The organism is Streptomyces sp. NPDC047000, assembly GCF_040644295.1.
Classification (GTDB): Bacteria; Actinomycetota; Actinomycetes; order Streptomycetales; family Streptomycetaceae; genus Streptomyces.
Window position 1 is genome coordinate 1 of sequence record NZ_JBEYWE010000051.1, and the last position, 17,553, is coordinate 17,553.

The 17,553-nt window shown below is 70.1% G+C and carries 13 protein-coding genes and 2 pseudogenes; 9 read left to right on the top strand and 6 right to left on the bottom strand.

The annotated features are described in order from the left end of the window. Positions 1-370: 370 nt before the first annotated feature. The 3 genes from def to ABZ862_RS37520 all read right to left on the bottom strand — a co-directional run bounded on the left by def (position 371) and on the right by ABZ862_RS37520 (position 3,229). A complete protein-coding gene (gene def / locus ABZ862_RS37510) occupies positions 371-919 on the bottom strand; it encodes a peptide deformylase (RefSeq protein ID WP_360968820.1) in 549 nt (182 codons plus the stop codon). A 115-nt stretch (positions 920-1,034) separates the two neighbouring features. Next, positions 1,035-1,784 (bottom strand): SGNH/GDSL hydrolase family protein, encoded by a 750-nt coding sequence (locus tag ABZ862_RS37515; RefSeq protein WP_360968823.1) that lies wholly within the window; start codon positions 1,782-1,784, stop codon positions 1,035-1,037. Positions 1,785-2,653: 869 nt separating this feature from the next. Continuing rightward, on the bottom strand, positions 2,654-3,229 hold the full coding sequence (locus tag ABZ862_RS37520) for a TetR/AcrR family transcriptional regulator (RefSeq protein ID WP_360968826.1): 576 nt from the start codon (positions 3,227-3,229) through the stop codon (positions 2,654-2,656). Positions 3,230-3,307: 78 nt separating this feature from the next. On the opposite strand from ABZ862_RS37520, the gene ABZ862_RS37525 reads away from it, so the two are divergent. Both ABZ862_RS37525 and ABZ862_RS37530 read left to right on the top strand, forming a co-directional pair. After that, a complete protein-coding gene (locus ABZ862_RS37525) occupies positions 3,308-4,183 on the top strand; it encodes a PHB depolymerase family esterase (protein WP_360968829.1) in 876 nt (291 codons plus the stop codon). Between the two features lie 89 nt (positions 4,184-4,272). Next, positions 4,273-7,185 (top strand): SpoIIE family protein phosphatase, encoded by a 2,913-nt coding sequence (locus ABZ862_RS37530; protein ID WP_360968832.1) that lies wholly within the window; start codon positions 4,273-4,275, stop codon positions 7,183-7,185. Between the two features lie 329 nt (positions 7,186-7,514). Here the strand turns inward: ABZ862_RS37530 and ABZ862_RS37535 are convergent, their stop codons facing one another. Then, entirely contained in the window at positions 7,515-7,910 is a 396-nt protein-coding gene (locus ABZ862_RS37535) for a cupin domain-containing protein (RefSeq protein WP_360968835.1), read from the bottom strand. Positions 7,911-7,962: 52 nt separating this feature from the next. Between ABZ862_RS37535 and ABZ862_RS37540 the strand changes: the two genes are divergently transcribed. From ABZ862_RS37540 to ABZ862_RS37560, 5 genes are all read left to right on the top strand, one after another. Next, positions 7,963-8,955 carry a helix-turn-helix domain-containing protein gene (locus ABZ862_RS37540; protein ID WP_360968837.1) on the top strand — a complete coding sequence of 331 codons (993 nt, stop codon included), beginning with the start codon at positions 7,963-7,965 and terminating at the stop codon, positions 8,953-8,955. 669 nt (positions 8,956-9,624) lie between these two features. Beyond that, positions 9,625-10,857 carry a histidine kinase gene (locus ABZ862_RS37545; protein WP_360968840.1) on the top strand — a complete coding sequence of 411 codons (1,233 nt, stop codon included), beginning with the start codon at positions 9,625-9,627 and terminating at the stop codon, positions 10,855-10,857. Beyond that, positions 10,854-11,555 (top strand): response regulator transcription factor, encoded by a 702-nt coding sequence (locus tag ABZ862_RS37550; RefSeq protein ID WP_360968843.1) that lies wholly within the window; start codon positions 10,854-10,856, stop codon positions 11,553-11,555. Before ABZ862_RS37545 ends, ABZ862_RS37550 begins: the two co-directional genes overlap by 4 nt. Positions 11,556-11,676: 121 nt before the next feature. Beyond that, positions 11,677-12,570 carry a CPBP family intramembrane glutamic endopeptidase gene (locus ABZ862_RS37555; protein WP_360968846.1) on the top strand — a complete coding sequence of 298 codons (894 nt, stop codon included), beginning with the start codon at positions 11,677-11,679 and terminating at the stop codon, positions 12,568-12,570. 514 nt (positions 12,571-13,084) lie between these two features. Further along, positions 13,085-14,176, top strand: coding sequence for a hypothetical protein (locus ABZ862_RS37560; RefSeq protein ID WP_360968849.1), 1,092 nt, complete (start codon positions 13,085-13,087; stop codon positions 14,174-14,176). Between the two features lie 109 nt (positions 14,177-14,285). On the opposite strand, the gene ABZ862_RS37565 is transcribed toward ABZ862_RS37560, so the two are convergent. Continuing rightward, positions 14,286-14,801 (bottom strand): hypothetical protein, encoded by a 516-nt coding sequence (locus tag ABZ862_RS37565; protein ID WP_360968854.1) that lies wholly within the window; start codon positions 14,799-14,801, stop codon positions 14,286-14,288. A gap of 122 nt (positions 14,802-14,923) precedes the next feature. After that, the gene (locus tag ABZ862_RS37570; protein ID WP_360968851.1) at positions 14,924-15,916 is read right to left on the bottom strand and encodes an aldo/keto reductase; all 993 of its coding nucleotides are present in this window, start codon (positions 15,914-15,916) and stop codon (positions 14,924-14,926) included. 232 nt (positions 15,917-16,148) lie between these two features. Here ABZ862_RS37570 and ABZ862_RS37575 point away from each other — a divergent pair. Continuing rightward, positions 16,149-16,394 (top strand): annotated as a pseudogene (locus tag ABZ862_RS37575) (ISAs1 family transposase); the annotation flags it as partial. 120 nt (positions 16,395-16,514) lie between these two features. Next, a pseudogene (locus ABZ862_RS37580) lies at positions 16,515-17,063 on the top strand (ISAzo13 family transposase); the annotation flags it as partial. Positions 17,064-17,553: the final 490 nt, after the last annotated feature.

Sequence of the window (17,553 nt, forward strand, 5' to 3'; positions counted from 1 at the left end):
TAGAGAAACGCCCTCCAGGCGGTCCCACCCATATCTGCCCAGGTCAAAGCTCAGATTCGCCCCTCCAGCCCGCCGAATTATGTCGAACGCGGGCCTGCCGGGGGGTGAAAATGACCGCCCGACGTCCGTGTCCGCCCGCGCCGGGGCCGTTGGAGGAGTACGCCGCCCGATTCGACGACCTCTTCGTCAGACTGGCCCAGCAGCGCGGATTTCGCGAGTACCCGACCGGGTTGCCGGCACCCCGCGAGCGGAACAAGACGATCATCTGCCTGGCCGGGGCGGAGCCGGTGACGGGCGCGGGAGCGCCGGAGGTGCAGCGGCTGCAGTTCTTCCTGTCCGAGTCCGCTCGGGAGGCCCCGGCCGCCCCGGCCTACTGGTGGGGTGACTGTTTGATCTTTGTCAGGAGGTCCTCGTCGAACCAGTCAGCCGCGCGTAGTGTGGCCATCCAGTTGTCCCGCATCTGCGGGGTCAGTCTGTCGATGAACAGTATGCCGTCCAGGTGATCGGTCTCGTGCTGGATGCAGCGTGCCAGCAGTCCGTCGCCGACCACCTGGACCGGATCGCCCTGCATGGTGAAACCCTTCGCCACGACGTTCATCCGGCGCCTGGTGTCCAGGTAGACGCCGGGAACCGACAGGCATCCCTCCATACCGTCCTGTTCCTCCTCGTCCGGGAATTCCACGACGGGATTGACCAGATGGTCCAGATCGCTACCGCTGCCGGGCAGTTTCGGGCTCCAGACGAACACGCGTAATCCGACTCCGAGCTGGGGCGCGGCCAGACCCGCACCACGACTGTCTTCCAGGGTGTCACGCAGGTCTTTGACCAAGGTGCGCAGTTCACCGTCGAATTCGGTGATCGGCTTGGCCTGCTCCCGCAGAACCGGATCGCTGAGTGTCCTGATGGAAGTGACTGTCATCCAAACCATTCCTCGTGAAATGAGCGCCCATGTTTTCCCTGGACGTCCGTACGTCACCCCGGGGGCCACCGCAGATCGGGCGTCCCGGAGCACGGCGGCCCGGGCCGCCGTGGTGTCACCAGATGCTGTTGAGCTTCGCCGTACAGCCCAGCGTGCAACCGGCCGCGTTGGGGTGGAAGGTCGCGGTCGGTTCGGCGAGATCGACGCCGTTGACCCACGGGTCGCTGCCGCATGCACCGTGGCCGCTGAACTGATCCCACATGTCGACGAAATAGGCGAACTTGCCGGAGACCGCGGCTTTGGTGCCTTCCGCGAGTGCGTCGGAGAATCCGTTCACGGCGGTGCGCTTGACGGAGCCCAGGTCGACCACGTCGCACGTCCCGGTGTCGGCGACCGCGTGCGGATAGCCGAGCACGACGGTCAGGGCTTGCGGTGCGCGGGCGCTGATGTCGGTGCAGAGGGCTGCGAGGTCCGTGGCCATCTGGGTCTTGGCGTAGGCGGACGCGGACTGCGTGGCGGCCACGCAGTCCGCGTCGCTCCCGGTCAGGCATGTCGTTGCCACGGAGGTGAACCGGGCGTCGTTGCCGCCGACGGTGATGGTGACGAGCCGGGTCGCGTCATTCAGGGCGGAGAGCTGGCTGCCGCGCGCGTCCGCGACGGTCGCACGGCTGCAAGTGACGTCCGTCAGCGGGAGCGCGGGGTGAGCGGCCGCCCACGGGTGCGGGTAGTTCTCCGGGCTGCGCTTGCAGTCACCGGAGGCGGGGTCGTAGGGGGCCGCTCCGACCCCGGACGCGTACGAGTCCCCGAGAGCGACGTACCGGAGCGATGTGTCCGCCTGGGCGACAGGGCTCGCCACGGCCGACATGCCGGCGAATATCACGGCAGTGGCGGCGACAACGGATCCTAATCTTCCCATACCTGACCTTCACGATTACAGGACCTTGACAGGACAGCCGCATTACCCGGCCGTGCGGTCTCCCGAGCTGAGGCCAAGCTACATGCCAACCCGAAAGAACTCCGAACCCGGTTGGGGACACGCTTGGTTGAGTCTTCAAGCCGTCCTGCGGCGGCGCCGGAATTCGATGTGCGCACGGCGAACGAGGCAACGGTTCTGCACCAGCAACCTGCAAAATCACAGCGGGTAAGGGCAGACCTGCTTCTTCGACACTTTCGGCGAGCAAACACCAAAGCCCTGCCACGCGGCATCGCCGGGACTTCCAGACATACACGTAGCAATTGAGGCGTAGCCGTCGAAGTCTCCGATGAACAGCCCTCCCATAGATCCGCTTATGTGCTGGGCCAGGCCAGAAAGTGCTGCACCAAGGTATACGTCGCCCTGGTACGGGACGCGGCCTGCGGGACGCTCGGCGTCGCCCGGATCGCCCGGCAACTACGCGACCGGACTGTCTGACCCACCGCGGGACTGATCCAAGCCCCCGGCCCGCGGGAGGGGTGGCGCGATCATCCCCGCCACGCTTCCCGTCGGCCCGGCACTCCGGCCGGACAGCTTCCTTCCTGTTCCCCAGACACCCGTACCTGTCCGGATCTCGCACGACGGCAAGGTATGACCGGCCGGGCCGGCCGGTGGGCTGTTCTTCAGGACCTGGGGTTCCCAGGTCCGCCCCCGCTCGCGGTGGAGAAACGTCACGGTGACCGCGGTCAGCTTCGTCTCCGGCCTGGCAGGCGGGGCTCAGCGGGTTCCCTGACCGGCGGTGCCGCACACGCGATGCCTTGTCAACCTTTGGTCCGCACACCCTCCAGAAGGACGTCGAGGTAGCGGCGGGCGTTGGCGGCGCGGCCAGCCGCACCGGTGGCCGGGCGCACCTTCGCGGCGAAGGCCACGCCGCACATCAGTGGGGCCATGTCGGCCGGTGTCAGGGCCGGGTCGGCGGTGCCGGCGGCCTGTGCACGGCCGAGCAGCTCCCCGAACAGCCGTGTCAACTGCTGCATGAGCTCCGTGGTCGACGAGAGGACGTGCTGCGGTGCGGCGAGGACCGCGGCGACGGCCGCGTCGGTCGTCTGTGCCGAGATCGCCGCGTGCAGGAAGTCACGCAGGCCGGTCCAGGGGTCGTCGCCGGTCAGGGCCCGCTCGGCCTGCTGCGCCAGCGATTGCAGGCCGGGCGTGGCGACTGTTTCGACCAGCGCCTCCGGCGTCGGGAAGTGGCGGTAGACCGTGGCCACGCCGACCGAGGCGATCCGGGCGACGTCGTTCAGCTGGATCCGGGCCCCGTCGTCCGCGAGCCGACGGCCCACTTCGACGATCTTGTGCCAGTTGCGGGCGGCGTCCTTACGCAGCGGGGCGGGGGCCATGTCCGCCAGCTTACCGGATAACCAATCCGTATCTGCTACGGTGAAACGGATGATCCATCCGATTCGGAGGAGGCGGCGATGCGCGACAGCATCGAGGTGAACGGCATGCGCCGGACGTACGAGGTCGTGGGGGCGGCCGACAGCGAGCCCGGGCGAAGCCTCGTCATGGTCTTCCACGGGTCGGGACAGACCGGGGCGGCGCACCAGAAGTTCACCGGTCGCGCGTACGACGCTCTGGCCGACAGCGGTGCGGCGGTGGTCGTCTATCCGGACGGCTACCGGCGCAAGTGGAACGACGCGCGCCGGGAGATCTCCTTCGCGGCCCGCAAGAAGAACATCGACGACGTCGGTCTGACCCGTGCACTGATCGGCAGACTGGCACGGAGCCACCGCATCGACCCCGGCCGGGTTCTCGCGGTCGGCTACTCCAACGGCGGCCTGATGGTGATGCGCCTGGTCCACGAGACGCCGGAACTCCTCGCCGGAGCGGCAGTGATCGCGGCGACCATGCCGGAGCCGGAAGACTTCCTGCTGAACGACGCGCCGCCCGCACCCCTGCCGGTCCTGCTGATCCACGGGACGAAGGACCCGATCGTCGGGTACGGCGGCGGCGAGAAGACGTGGTGGGCGAAAAAGGTCTTCCAGACCCGCGGACGGAGCCGTTCCATGCCCGGGACGGCCGCCTACTTCGCCGCCCGCAACGGCATCACCGTCCAGCCCGCCACCCGGAGCCTGCCGGCCTCGTCCCGGAAGACCTCGGTCGAGCGTACGGAATACCGGCAGGACGGCCATCCGCCGGTGGTGCTCTACACGGTGCACGGCGGCGGACACACCGTCCCGGGACCGGTCAGGTCGCCCGCCGTGCTGGGCAGGACCAACCAGGACGTGCAGGCCGCCCGGCTCGTCGACGACTTCTTCGCGGTCACGGAGCACGGAGTCGCCCGAAACGGCTGACCCTAGCCGGCCGAGGGGATTGCGGTGACGTACCGTGATCGATCGGCCGGCCGGGACCGGGGCACTCCCGTCCACGGTACTTTTGCTCCATGAAGGAACGTTTCAGCCTTCTTCGCGCGCTTCCTCCGGGTGCCACCGAGAGCGAGATCTTCCAGCTGGCCCTGCACCATGCCATGGGCGAGCTCGGTGCCCTGGGCGGGTTTGTGCACCTGCGGGGGCCGATGTCCGCGCTGCGTCTGGTGTCGGTCGCCGGTCTGCCCCGCGCCCTGTCCCAGAGGTGGGAGATCCTCGACCAGGAGGGGCCGCTCGCTCCTGCCCGCGCCCTTCAGAAAGGACGCTGCGTGTGGGGGCCGGCGCACTTCGCGGGCGGTCCGGCGGGCGCCGGAGGGGGCGAGGGGCCGCAGGCCGACGGCTCACGTTCCGGCGGCGGCCTGGCGGCCGTGCCGTTGTACGGCGGCGGGCGCGGCATCGGCGCCCTGAGCGTGGTCACGGCGGATGAGAGCGAGCCGACCGGGGAGCAGTGGGAGTTCCTGCGTGCTGTCGTCGCCTGGGCAGAGGACCGCATCTCAGACGCTCCCCAGCCGTCCCGGCCGACGCACAGGGCGCCGAGCGGCGAATGGCTGCGGCAGGCGCTGAAGGAGGTCCAGGTCGGTTCGTGGGACTGGGACATCCGCACGGGTGACCTGGTCTGGGACGAGGCGGCGCTGGAGTTGTACGGCACCCGGCCGGCCGATTTCACCGGCAACATCGAGAACTGGATGCGCATCGTCCACCCCGATGACCTGCCTCCCACACTGGCGGCGGCCCAGCGGGCGATAGCCGAGCACACCGTCTACGAGGCCGAGTACCGGGTGCGGCGCCTCGACGGCACGTACGGCTGGACGCAGGCCCGGGGAAGGGCCACCTACGACGAGCAGGGGCAGGCGCTGCGCATGGTCGGCGTGGGCTGGGAGAGCAACGAGCCCCGCTCGGCCCGGGACGCCCTCGGAGGGGCACTGCGCCACATGAGCGACGGGTTCGTCGCCACGGACACCGAGTGGCACATCATCTTCACCAACCTCGCGGCGGAGCACATGCTCGGTTTCCCGGAGGAGGAACTGGCCGGCCGGCTGCTCTGGGACATCGCGTCCGCCTGGCAGGCATCGGCCCTGGAGGACCGGTGCCGCAGGGCGGCGGCCGGGGAGGAACCCTGGGAGTCCGACGTGCGGATGCCGGACTCGGATCTCACGTTCCGCCTGCGGCTGGTCCCAGGGCCCGACGGGCACACCCTGTACTTCAACGACGTCACCGAGAGACGGCGCATGGCGGAGGAGCAAAGGGCTTCCGAGCACGCCGCCGCCGGCCGGGCGGCCCGGATCGCCGAGCTGAACGCCGATCTGGCCAGAGCCGTCACTTCTCAGGACGTGGTGGACGCGGTCGCCCGACGGTTCGTTTTCCCGTTCGCCGCCAGCGGCCTTCTGGTACAGGTCATCGAACACGACCGGTTGAACCGCGTCGGCGCCACCGGATACTCCGAGGCGTTCCTGAGCGCCATCGACCACCGGCCCCTGGGCGACCAGGACAGCCGGGATCCCGCCTGGGACGCGATCGTGCTCGGCGAGGCACTGTTCTTCTCCACGCCCGAGGAGCTCATCGCGCGCTACCCCGCAACCACGCGGCTCGACGCGCAGGACGACAAGCGTGCCTGGGCATTCCTCCCGCTCACAGCTTCCGGCCGCTCGTTCGGAGTGTGCGTGATCTCCTTCGACCAGCCGCGTGTCCTCCTTCCCGAGGAGCGCGCCGTGATGACCACGGTCACCGCCCTGGTCGCGCAGTCTCTGGAACGGGCCAGGCTCTACGACGTCGAATCGTCCCGGTCACGGGAACTCCAGCGCAGCCTGCTTCCGCAGAAGCTCCCCGTTCTTCCTGCCTGCACGGCTGCCGCCCGGTACCTGCCGGCCGGGCAGGGCGCCGCCGTGGGCGGCGACTGGTACGACGTCCTCCCGCTCTCCGGCAACCAGGTCGCGCTCGTCGTCGGTGACGTCATGGGCCATGGCCTGCCCGAAGCGGCCACCATGGGACGGCTGCGCACGGCCGTGCATACCCTGGCCGACCTGGAACTTCCTCCTGACGAGATCATGAGTCACCTCAACAGCATCGTGGACGAGATGGGTGATGCCTCCTACGTCACATGCCTGTACGCGCTCTACGACCCCACGACACGGCTCTGTTCGATCACCAGCGCAGGGCACCCGTCGCCGGCCCTGCTGCACCCCGACGGCACCGTCCTGTTTCCCCACCCTGACCCGGACCCGCCGCTGGGCGCGGCGGAGCCTCCCTTCGAGACGGTCGAGATCGCCGTACCCGAGGGAAGCGTCCTCGTTCTCTACACGGACGGCCTGGTCGAGTCGTCCGCCCGGGACATCGACACCGGCATGGCGGAGCTGGCCAAGCTCCTGAGCGAGGCCGGCAAGGGCGGCGGCCTCGCCTCCGCCGCCGGGCTGGAGGACCTGTGCCAGACCCTTACCGCCCGTCTCCTCGCACTGTCACAGCAGGCTCCCGACGACGCGGCGCTCCTCGTGGCCGCCCTGCACGCTCTGCCGCCCGACCGGATATCGGCCCTGCAGCTCCACGATGAACCGCAGGCCGCCTCCCGGGCCCGTCGGCACGTGCGTGACCAGCTCGCGGCCTGGGGCCTCAACGACCTGGTGTTCACCACGGAACTCCTGGTCAGCGAGCTCATCGGCAACGTCGTCCGGCACAGCCGGGGGCCGATCCAGCTGCGGCTGCTCTACGGCGACGAGCTGACCTGCGAGGTGTACGACGCAAGCCAGACGATGCCGCGCATCCAACGGGCCGCGGACACCGACGAAGGGGGCCGTGGCCTCCAGTTGGTCGCGGCGATGGCGAGCCGGTGGGGAGCCCGCTACACGCCGACCGGGAAGTGCATCTGGACCGAACAGCCGCTGCCCGGGGACGTCACAAGTGACGCCGCTCGGAGCACCGGGACCGTCAGCCCCTGAAGCCGCCGCCACCAAGTGGTCCGTCCACAGCCGGCAGCGGCGCGGCGGCGTCTTCGCTTTCGAGGCCGCCCGCATCGCACCTACCGGCCGACGGTCTGCCAGACCGTCTTCGCCCCCAGGATCGGGGTGATCCGGCCGAGCCCCGGCAACGCGACCCGATCGGCGACCCACTCCAGCCAACTGCCCCCGGGGGCTGCCCGTCAACCTCCTGCCCATCGAGTTCGGCGGCATCGGGTTCCTCGAACAGCACCCTCCGAGCGCAGGAAGTCCGCATCACGCGTCGGGAAGGTCTGCCCCGGGGTGGTCGACTGCCGATGCAGCCTGTCCCCTCAGGCCTTGAGGGCGTGTCCAGTCGTTGCATCCACGTGATCGGGGATCTCATCGTGGCGGTCGCCCACGGTGGGTGTCCCGGTCGGCTCGAACATGAGGATCGCGGCACCGGACGGTGCGTACGGCTTGTGCTCGGTACCAGCGGGGACGGTGAAGACCGCTCCCTGCGGAAGCAGGACCGTGCGCTCGCCCTCGGGCTCACGCAAGGAGATGTGCAGCTCCCCGTCGAGCACCAGGAAGAATTCGTCGGTGTCGTCGTGGGCGTGCCAGATGTGTTCGCCTGCGACCTTGGCGATCCGGACGTCGTACTCGTTGACGCGCGTGACGATGCGGGGGCTCCACAACGCATCGAAGGAGGCCAGAGCCTGGCTGAGGGGGATGGGCTGGTTACTCATGGGCTCATCCTCCGCGGTTTCGCAGGGGCAGTGTGAGTGCTAGGAATTGCACATGGCGAAAGAATCCTCGCATCAAGCTCACGCGGCGGGCATGCACCGGGTGGTCGTGATCGTGGACGAGAACTCGAACCCTTTCGAGCTCGGCTGTGCAACCGAGGTCTTCGGCCTCCGCAGGCCGGAGATCGGCCGCGTTCTCTACGACTTCAGGCTCTGCTCCCCCGAGCCCCGCACCCCGATGCGAGACGGATTCTTCACGCTCACGGGAGTCGCCGGCTTGGAAGCGGCCGATGCGGCGGACACCTTGATCGTCCCCAACCGCCCCGATGTCGGGGTGCCCCGCCGGCCCGCTGTGCTCGACGCCGTCCGGCGGGCGCACGCGCGTGGCGCACGCCTGATCGGCTTCTGCAGTGGCGCCTTCACTCTGGCCGAGGCCGGCGTGCTCGACGGGCGGCGGGCCACCGCCCACTGGCAGTGGGCGGCTTCTTTCCGGTCCCGGTTCCCTGCTGTCCACCTCGAAACAGACGTGCTGTTCGTGGATGACGGTGACATCCTCACCGCTGCGGGAAGCGCGGCCGCACTCGATCTCGGGCTGCATGTGGTCCGCCGCGACCACGGCGCCGAGATCGCCAACTCCGTGAGTCGGCGACTGGTCTTCGCGGCGCACCGGGACGGCGGGCAGCGGCAGTTCGTGGAGCGTCCCATGCCCGACTTCCCCGACGAGTCCCTGGCACCCGTCCTGGCCTGGGCGCAGGAACGGCTCGATTCACCGCTCACGGTGTCAGACCTTGCGGCACAAGCAGCGGTCAGCCCTGCGACGCTGCATCGTCGCTTCCGGGCACAGATGGGAACGACCCCGTTGATGTGGCTCACGGGAGAGCGGCTTGCCTTGGCCTGCCGATTGATCGAACGGGGCGAGTCACGCTTTGAGGTGGTCGCACGGCGGAGCGGGCTGGGCACCGCTGCCAACTTGCGCACGCTGATGCGTCGCGGGACGGGCATCACTCCGTCGGCGTACAAGCGTCGGTTCGGGCCAGAGGTGAATTGACGGCGGGGACGTCCCCCGACGGGGTGGCGTCCCGCCCGGTGGTCTAGGGGATCAAGGCACCGGAATCCGCAGGTCGGAGCTGGTGGCGCTGTCGGCTCGGGTGTTCACCCGACTTCACCGGGACGCTTCGCGGACAGCTGCCTCGACGGAGATCGCCACGGGCCTCCAACCGGAACGCGGAACGCTTGATCCCCTACACCACGTCGCGGGGCACGGCCCCCAACGGCTTCTGCGTACAGCCACGGTCGGGGAGTGACCGAACAGCGCACGGTCAGAACACCGCCTCTTCGCCAGTGGACCACCCCGGCAGCCGACCGTCCCATCGCGGCCGGGCTCACGGTCCTCGCCCACCCCGTTCGCGGGTGCGCGAGGACCGGACAGGCCGGCCGACCGCCTCGCACCGCGCCCCGCCGACACCAGAGCACGACGTCGGCGGGGTGCGGCGCTTGCTGTCCACCGACATCTGGAGGAACCGCTCGCGCTCATCCCCCGCCCGCGCCGCCGGATCGGCAAAGAGGCCGGCCGCCCCGCTCCCCCACCCGCATTCGAGACGGCGACGGACCGGCACAGACGACCGGCGGACCTCGGCACGGGGCGTCGGTCCGGGGGCGCCCGCGTCGTCCGGAACACCGGCCGGTGCCCCGTCGCGACCCCGGCTAGGCTCTGGCCGTGATCCAAGCGAAGGTGTTCTCACTCGCCGCGAACGCGCGTACGGCCGTGGCGCGTTGGCAGACCAACTCCCCGCTGGTCCGGGACTCGGTGGTCACCGTGCTGCTCGCGCCGGTGGCGTTCTCGCCGCTGACGGCGATGATCGGCGCGGAGTTCGGCGACCTGAAGGGGCGGCCGTACGACCCGCTGGGCCTGGTGCTGACCGGGCTGCTGTGGCTGCCGCTCGCCCTGCGCCGGTTCTGTCCGGTGGCCTCACTGGCGGTGATCTCGCTCGCCTTCGCCGCCCGTGAACTCCTCGCCTACCCGGGGACCGCGGCCAGCGCGGCGCTGTACGCGGCGCTCTACGCCGTCGGCGCGCACACCCCGCACGGGCCCGCCGGACGGCGCCCGCGGCTGGCCGCGGCCGCCGGCGGGACCGCCCTGTTCGTGTCGTACGCGATCGCACTGCACCACCGCGGGTCCCCGCGCACCGTCGCCGACCTCGTCCTCATCTACCTGATCCTGGCGGTCTTCTGGACGGCCGGGCGGACGGTACGGGCCTGGCGGGCCGGTGAGGAGGAGCGCCGCCGGCTCGGCATCGACGCCGCCACCGCCCAGGAACGGGCACGAATAGCAAGGGAGTTGCACGACGTCGTCACCCACCATGTGACCGCCATGGTGGTCCAGGCGGACGCGGCGCAGTTCCTGCTGGAGGACCACCCCGACAAGGTCGTCACCGCGCTCGGCGCGATCGGTGACTCCGGCCGGTACGCCCTCACCGACCTCCAGCACCTGCTGGGCGTGCTGAAGGCGGTCGACGGCCCGCCAGGCGACCACTCCCCCGTCCCGGGCAGCCTCTCCGACCTGGTGACGAAGACCCGCGCGGCGGGCCTGCCGGTGGAGCTGACCGAGAACGGCGAGCGCCGCCCGATGGCCTCCGCCGTCGAACTCACCGTCTACCGCGTGGTCCAGGAGTCCCTCACCAACGCGCTCAAGCACGCGCCGGGACGGCGTACCGACGTGCACGTCCACTACAGGAACGACGAGTTGGAGATCGAGGTGATCACGGAGGGCACCGCGGCTTCGAGCCGTACTCCCGCCCGGGCGGTCAGACCGGTGGGCCGCGGTGGCGGTCACGGTCTGGTCGGACTCCGCGAGCGGGTCGGGGTCTTCGGCGGCGAACTGACCGCGGGACACCGGCCGGACGGCGGCTTCGGCGTCCTCGCCCGCATCCCCACCGGAGACCACGCATGACCACTCCGCCCCCGATCCGGGTCCTGGTCTGCGAGGACCACGAACTCGTGCGCACCGGCTATGTCACCATCTTCTCCGCCCAGCCCGACCTGGAGGTCGTCGGCGAGGCCGCCGACGGGCTGGCCGCGGTCGAGGCGGCCCGCAGGCTGCGGCCGGACGTCGTGGTGATGGACATCCAGATGCCCGTCCTCGACGGCATCGAGGCGACCCGGCAGCTCGCCGGACCCGACGCCACCGAACCGGCGAAGGTGCTGATCGTCACCACCTTCAACCTCGACTCCTACGTGTACGAGGCGCTGCGGGCCGGTGCCAGCGGCTTCCTGCTCAAGAACACCCCGCCCCGCGAACTGGTCGCGGGCATCCGCACCGTCGCCGCCGGCGACTCCCTGCTGTCCCCGTCCGTCACACGGCGGTTGGTGGGCCGGTTCGCCGACCGCATCCGCCCGGACGACGACGCCCCGCGCGGCGGCCGGAACACGGTGCCGGAGCGGCTGGCGATGCTCGCGCCCCGCGAGACGGAGGTGCTGCTGCTGGTCGCCGAGGGGCTGTCGAACGCCGAGATCGCCGACCGGATGGTACTCAGCCGCGAGACCGTGAAGACGTACGTCTCCCGCATCCTCACCAAACTCGATCTGCGGGACCGGGTCCAGGCGGTGGTGCTGGCGCACCGGGTCGGGCTGGTCTCCGCGTCCGAATGAACCGGGCCGTCCCCGCCCCGCGCCCCCCCGCGGAGGGTGCCGTGTCCCCCTCGAGAGCTACACGCGAGTGTCCACCGCAGGGCGACGTTGCGGGGTGGGCCCCGAACCTAGTGTCTGGGGCATGACCTCGCTGAAGCTCACCACGCAGTCCGTCAAGGACCTCTTCGACCAGACCCCGCTCACACCGCAGCGGCCCGTCCGCTCCATGTGGACGCGGCTCGCCGTGATGGCCCCGGCGTTCCTCGTGGCGACCGCGGTGGGCGGCGGAGTTCGCGCCCTGGCCGGGACCAACCCGGTCCTCTCCCTGCTCTTCGGTGTGGTCGTCTCGGTCGCCGGGCTCGCCCTGTACGCCTACCTCGTCCGCCACCTGGAGCAGCGGCCGGTCACCGAACTCGCCCCCGACGACGCGAAGCCCTCGCTGAGCCGGGGCGCTCTGCTCGGACTGGCGCTCTTCACCGGAACCCTGTTCTTCGTCGTCCTCTTCGGCTCCTACGGCACCGAGGGCGGGGTCTCCGTGCTCGGCCTGATCACGGTGTTCGGGGCGATGCTGACACCCGCCGTGCTGGAGGAACTGCTCTTCCGGGCCGTCGCCTTCCGGCTGCTGGAGGAGCGCTTCGGCACCCGTGCGGCCCTGATCGTCTCCGCCGTCGTCTTCGGCGGTCTCCACCTGGTCAACCCCGGCGCCACCATATGGGGCGCGCTCGCCATCGCCATCGAGGGCGGTCTGATGCTCGGCGCCGTCTACACCGCCACCCGCAACATCTGGCTGGTCATCGGCATCCACTTCGGCTGGAACTTCGCGGAGAGCGGCATCTTCGGGGTCACCGTGTCCGGCGCGGACGACGCCCAGACCGGCCTGCTGCACGGCGTCCTCACCGGCCCCGAGGCCCTCACCGGCGGCGCCTTCGGTCCCGAGGCCGGCCTCTTCGCCATCCTGGTGTGCAGCATCCCGACCGTCTTCTACCTGCGCTCCGCCGCCCGCCGGGGCATGCTCCGCACCGGCCGCACCTCCTGACCCCGCACCCGCTCCACCCCACCAGACGCCCGTCTCCTCCCCGGCCGGTCCCCGGAGGAACGGGCGTCCGCCGTGTCCCGGGCGGTCATCTGGGTGAGGGCCTTCGTGCCGAAACGTCCTCACCGGTTCACCGGGGCACGGCCCCGGTGAGGACGGCTGTCGTGCCGTCCGGGCCACCGCCAGGCCCAGTCGGTCCGCGACCGAGGTCAGGTGCTCGGCATCCGGGATGCCAGGCTCGAGGACCAGGGTGGTGTCGGCGTACGACCTAAGGTTCACGTGTACGCCGACATGAGGCCAGGAGCGGGTTTTCAACACGGCGCTTGAGCTCCTCCACCAGCCTTCATCGCCTGGTGAACGCCCCGTGCAGTGGACTTCTCGGCCGCCAGCATCGGGCGGTGATGGGTCTGCGGGCCGCCGACAGGCGTCCTAACCTGAGAAGAGACATGACAGGCCCGCGGCTCCCTCCGAGGCGTCGAACCCGAAGCCCCCCACACAGAAAAGGGGAATCTTCGTCATGACCACCCAAGCCACCCAGTTCACTTTTGAGACCGTCGACGACTCCGGTATCATCCTCGGCCAGTCCTTCCTGACCGTGGACGGCAATGGCGATCCCGCCATCGCCTATCTATCCGGCTCTGAGGCCAACCCCGCCGTGATGGTGGCCCGTCGGCAGAACGGTCAATGGTCGCGGGAGAACACCGGCGGCACCGCAGCACCGGACACCGTGCGGATAAGCTTGGGGTTCGACTCGCAGGGCATTCCGCGGCTGGCCTACCGGGACCGCAGCACCGACCATGCGATCTTCGCCACCAGGGGAAACGGCATCTGGTCGTTCGAGGAGATCCCAACCGAGGGCGGGATCGCCGTGCGCGACGTCGCGGACGTCTCGATGCAGATCGAGCCGAATCTGCACGACCCGCCGTTCGCCGACACCCCGACAGTCGCGTTCCGCGACGCGTTCCAGGGAGATGCCCTGCGCGTGGCGAGGAAGACCGGCGGGTCGTGGCAGATCAGCAGCGTCGACGTATCGAGCGACACCAGGAACGGCGTCTCTCTGGCCTTCGACAGCAGCGCCGGGCTCACCGTCGCCTACTTCCAGGGCTCCGACACCGGCGCGCCCGCCATCAGGGAGCCGCTGAAGCTGGCACGGGAACTGCCCAGCGATGTGACGGACACCCGGCCGCCGGACTTCGACAGCCAGGTGATCGACAAAGACTTCGTCGCGGCCGAAAGCGTGTCCATGGCCCGCGGGCTCCTTGGCCCAGCGCTCATCGCCTACGCCGACCACAAGTCCCGCACCGTCCACGCCTGGGTCAACGAACTGTCGGGTCTGCCTCCGAGGATCGAGGTGGTCGCGGGGGGTAACGTCACCAACGGCCCCCGATACCCGTCGGCAGCCGGCAACCCTCACCAGAACCTCTTCGTCGCCTACCTCGACAACGGTCAAGTCGTCCTCGCCAGGCGCACACTCACCGGCGAGTGGACCAGCCAGCCGGTTGCCACCGGCGACGGTTGGCCATCCCTCGCGTTCGGCAAGGACGGCACAGCCCATCTGGCCTACGGCACCAGGAAGTTGATGTACGCGAGAAGCGCCGCCCCCGCCTGACGGGCACCGTCCGAGCAGCCCCGGTTCCTGCGCAGCCGGCGTCTGGTGCGTGACTACGAGCGGCGCACCGACACCGGTGAGGCCGTCGTCCTGTGGTCGATGACCATGATCATGAGCCGCCGCCTCGCCGCCCGCCAACTCCGTCGTGCTCCGGTGCCGGCAGCGTGAACCGGCCCGGTCTCTCCTCGACGGGCCAGCCCCGCTCCCCCAGCCGTTTCAGCCGGGCCCGCGCTCCCTCGACCCGCGAGGCGGACGCGCTGTCCCAGCCCAGCACCACCGCTGCCTGCCGGGCACCCAGCCCGTCGGATCCCGCCTCCCCGGCCGCGGCCATCACCGCCTGGTGGTCCACCGCCAGGACCTCCACCCCGGCCGCGTCCTCACGGTGAGGCACCGCTCTGCGCGGTCCGACCGGCCGCACCGGCTTCCCGGGCGACGGATCACCCGTCGGCACCGCGGGAGCGTCCGCTTCCGCAAGCGCCTCCAGATACTCCTGCAAGCCGGTCACCCGACGCCGGAGCACCTCCTCCGCATCCGCCAGAGCCGCCCGTACCCGCTCCAGTTCGGCACCGAGCTCCTCCACCCGGACCACCGCGTCCTTCTGCCGTGCCTCCAGGACCGCCCGCATCGACGGCATCCGCCACCCCCGCATCGTCTCGGACCACTACCGGCCCCAGACTCCCGCAGCACCGACGACACCACCCCTGACCAGCAGAAACCCTCGCAAGAGATTCGGAAAGAGAACAGTTTCTAACCCCGAGCGACCTCAGCGGTGTGCGCGGAGGTGTAGCGCTCGCCCGCCACCTGGTCGCTCAGCGGGTCCAGCGCGGCCAGCGCCTCGGCGTCCAGGGTGAGCTCCAGCGCGGCCGCGTTCTGCTCCAGCCGGGCAGGGCTGCGGGTGCCCGGAATGGTCGCCACCGCCACCCCGAGCCGCTCGGTCTGGGCGTACACCCAGGCCAGCGCCACCTGGGCCGGGGTCGCACCCAGCCGGTCGGCCACCTCGCGCACGGTCTGCGCGATCTTCTCGTTGGCCTCGCCCGCCTCGCCGGCGAAGCGGGGGTTGGTGCGCCGGAAGTCCTTCTCGCCCAGCGTGGAGCGGTCCAGGGTGCCGGTCAGGAACCCCCGCCCCAGCGGCGAGTACGGCACCAGCCCGACCCCCAGCTCGGCCATCACCGGGGTGACCGCCTCGACGTCGCGGGTCCACAGCGAGTACTCGCTCTGCACCGCGGTGATCGGGTACACCGCGTGCGCCCGGCGCAGCAGCTCGCCGTCGACCTCGGACAGGCCCAGATGGCGGACCTTGCCCGCCTCGACCAGCTCGGCCATCGCCCCGACGGTCTCCTCGATCTCCACGTCCTGGGGCGGGCGGTGGACGTAGTACAGGTCGATCACCTCGACGCCCAGCCGCAGCAGCGAGGCGTCGCAGGAGCGCAGCACGTAGTCCCTGGCACCGCGGATGCGGCGTGCCCGGTCGCCGGCGCTGCGGTCGATGCCGAACTTGGTGGCCAGCTGCACCTGGTCCCGGCGGCCGTGGACGGCCCGGCCCACCAGCACCTCGTTGTGCCCGGTGCCGTAGGCGTCGGCGGTGTCCAGGAACGTGATGCCCAGCTCCAGGGCCCGGTCGATGGTGGCCAGGCCGCCGTCCCAGTCGGCGGCGCCATAGCTCTCGCTCATCCCCATACACCCCAGGCCCATCGTACTGACGGTGAGACCGGGCGAGCCGAGCGTGGTTGGAGTGATCATGCGCGGATACTCCTGCTGCCCAGCGGACCGGGCGGTACCTCGAGGGCTGACGAACGCCTCCGACGCTAGGACTTGGAGCGCTCTCGAAGTCAAGCCGGAGGACCGGCCCCCGCCGGCGGGTCAGGCGCGGCGGGAGCAGGGGAGGGTGAAGCGGTCCACCAGCAGCAGGTCGCCACAGGGCCCGGACACCACGTATTCCCCGGCCGTCTTCACCGGCGGGCGCAGCGGCCCCCAGCTCGCGGCCTGGACCAGAGGGCACTGGAAGATCGAAAACCTTCTGCACCACGTCCGCGACCGCACCTTCCGCGAGGACGACTCCACAATCCACGCCGGCCGCCTCCCCCGCATCATGGCCGGCCTGCGCAACCTCACCATCGGCATCCACCGCCAGGACGGCCACACCGACATCGCCGCAGCCCTACGCCACACCGCCCGCGACTGCCACAGACCCCTGACCGCCCTCGGCCTCACCGGATGAACCCGGACAGACCTCGATCATGCAAGGGACCCTGGGATTTGCCGATCAATAACTCTTAGGTTTTCGTGAGCTGTTGGGTCGTAGGATGCGGGGGTGTCGGAGGGGACGAAGGCAGAGCTGGTGGATGTTTTCGGGTTGTTGCTGCCGCATCTCGATGAGCGCCAGCAGCGACTGACGCTGGGCGCCGCGGCCCGCGTTCTGGGCCATGGCGGGATCCGTATGGTGGCCGGAGCGGCCGGGGTGGCGGAGTCCACGGTGTCGCGCGGGAAGCGGGAGCTGGAGCACGCGGAGGAGCCCGCCGGCCGGGTCCGGGCACCGGGCGCGGGTCGGAAGCCCTTGCGGGAGGCCGATCCGGGGCTGGTGCCCGCATTGCTGGCGCTGGTCGAGCCGGACCAGCGCGGCGACCCGGAATCTCCGCTGCTGTGGACGGTGAGGTCCACCCGGAATCTGGCGGCCGAGCTGACGCGCCAGGGGCACCGGGTCGCTGCGGACACGGTGGCCGCACTGTTGAAGGCGGAGGGCTTCTCCTTGCAGGGCACCTCGAGGACCACCGAAGGTGCCCGGCATCCGGACCGGGACGCCCAGTTCCGCTACATCAACGACCAGGTCACGGCGTACCTCGCGGACAAGCAGCCGGTCATCGGCGTGGACACCAAGAAGAAGGAGGTGCGACACGATGCTGCACGAGATGAGTGAATGCGCTGGTCAGAGGCCCGACGGCTGACGTCGGCAGCGTATTCCTGGCCAGTGCTCAGGGTCAGTCCCCACCCCGACGTGCGGTGTCGGTAACGGCTCGGTGCGGAGCTCGGGGGAAAAGCCCAAGGGTCTGCGTTCCATCCGCAGACCACAGGCAAGGGGAAGACCGGACGGGTGAAGGCGACTGAACCCCTGATGATGCTTCGTGATCTTTGGCTCCGCAGATGGGATGGTCCAGCGGGGTGCAGGACTGGCCGCTGAGAAGCGGCGGGCGCCGGTTGGGGATTCTTTGTCAGCCGGGAGAGCATCGCCGTCCCGGAGTATAGGGGGCACCCACCCCGGTCGTATCTCGCTCGCGTGGAACGTGGTACTCAGGTTGAACTCGCGGAGTCTGGTGGCCCGTGACGGTTCTTGATCGTTGCGGTACGACGTCGTCATGCGGTACGCGCATGGTGGCGGGCTG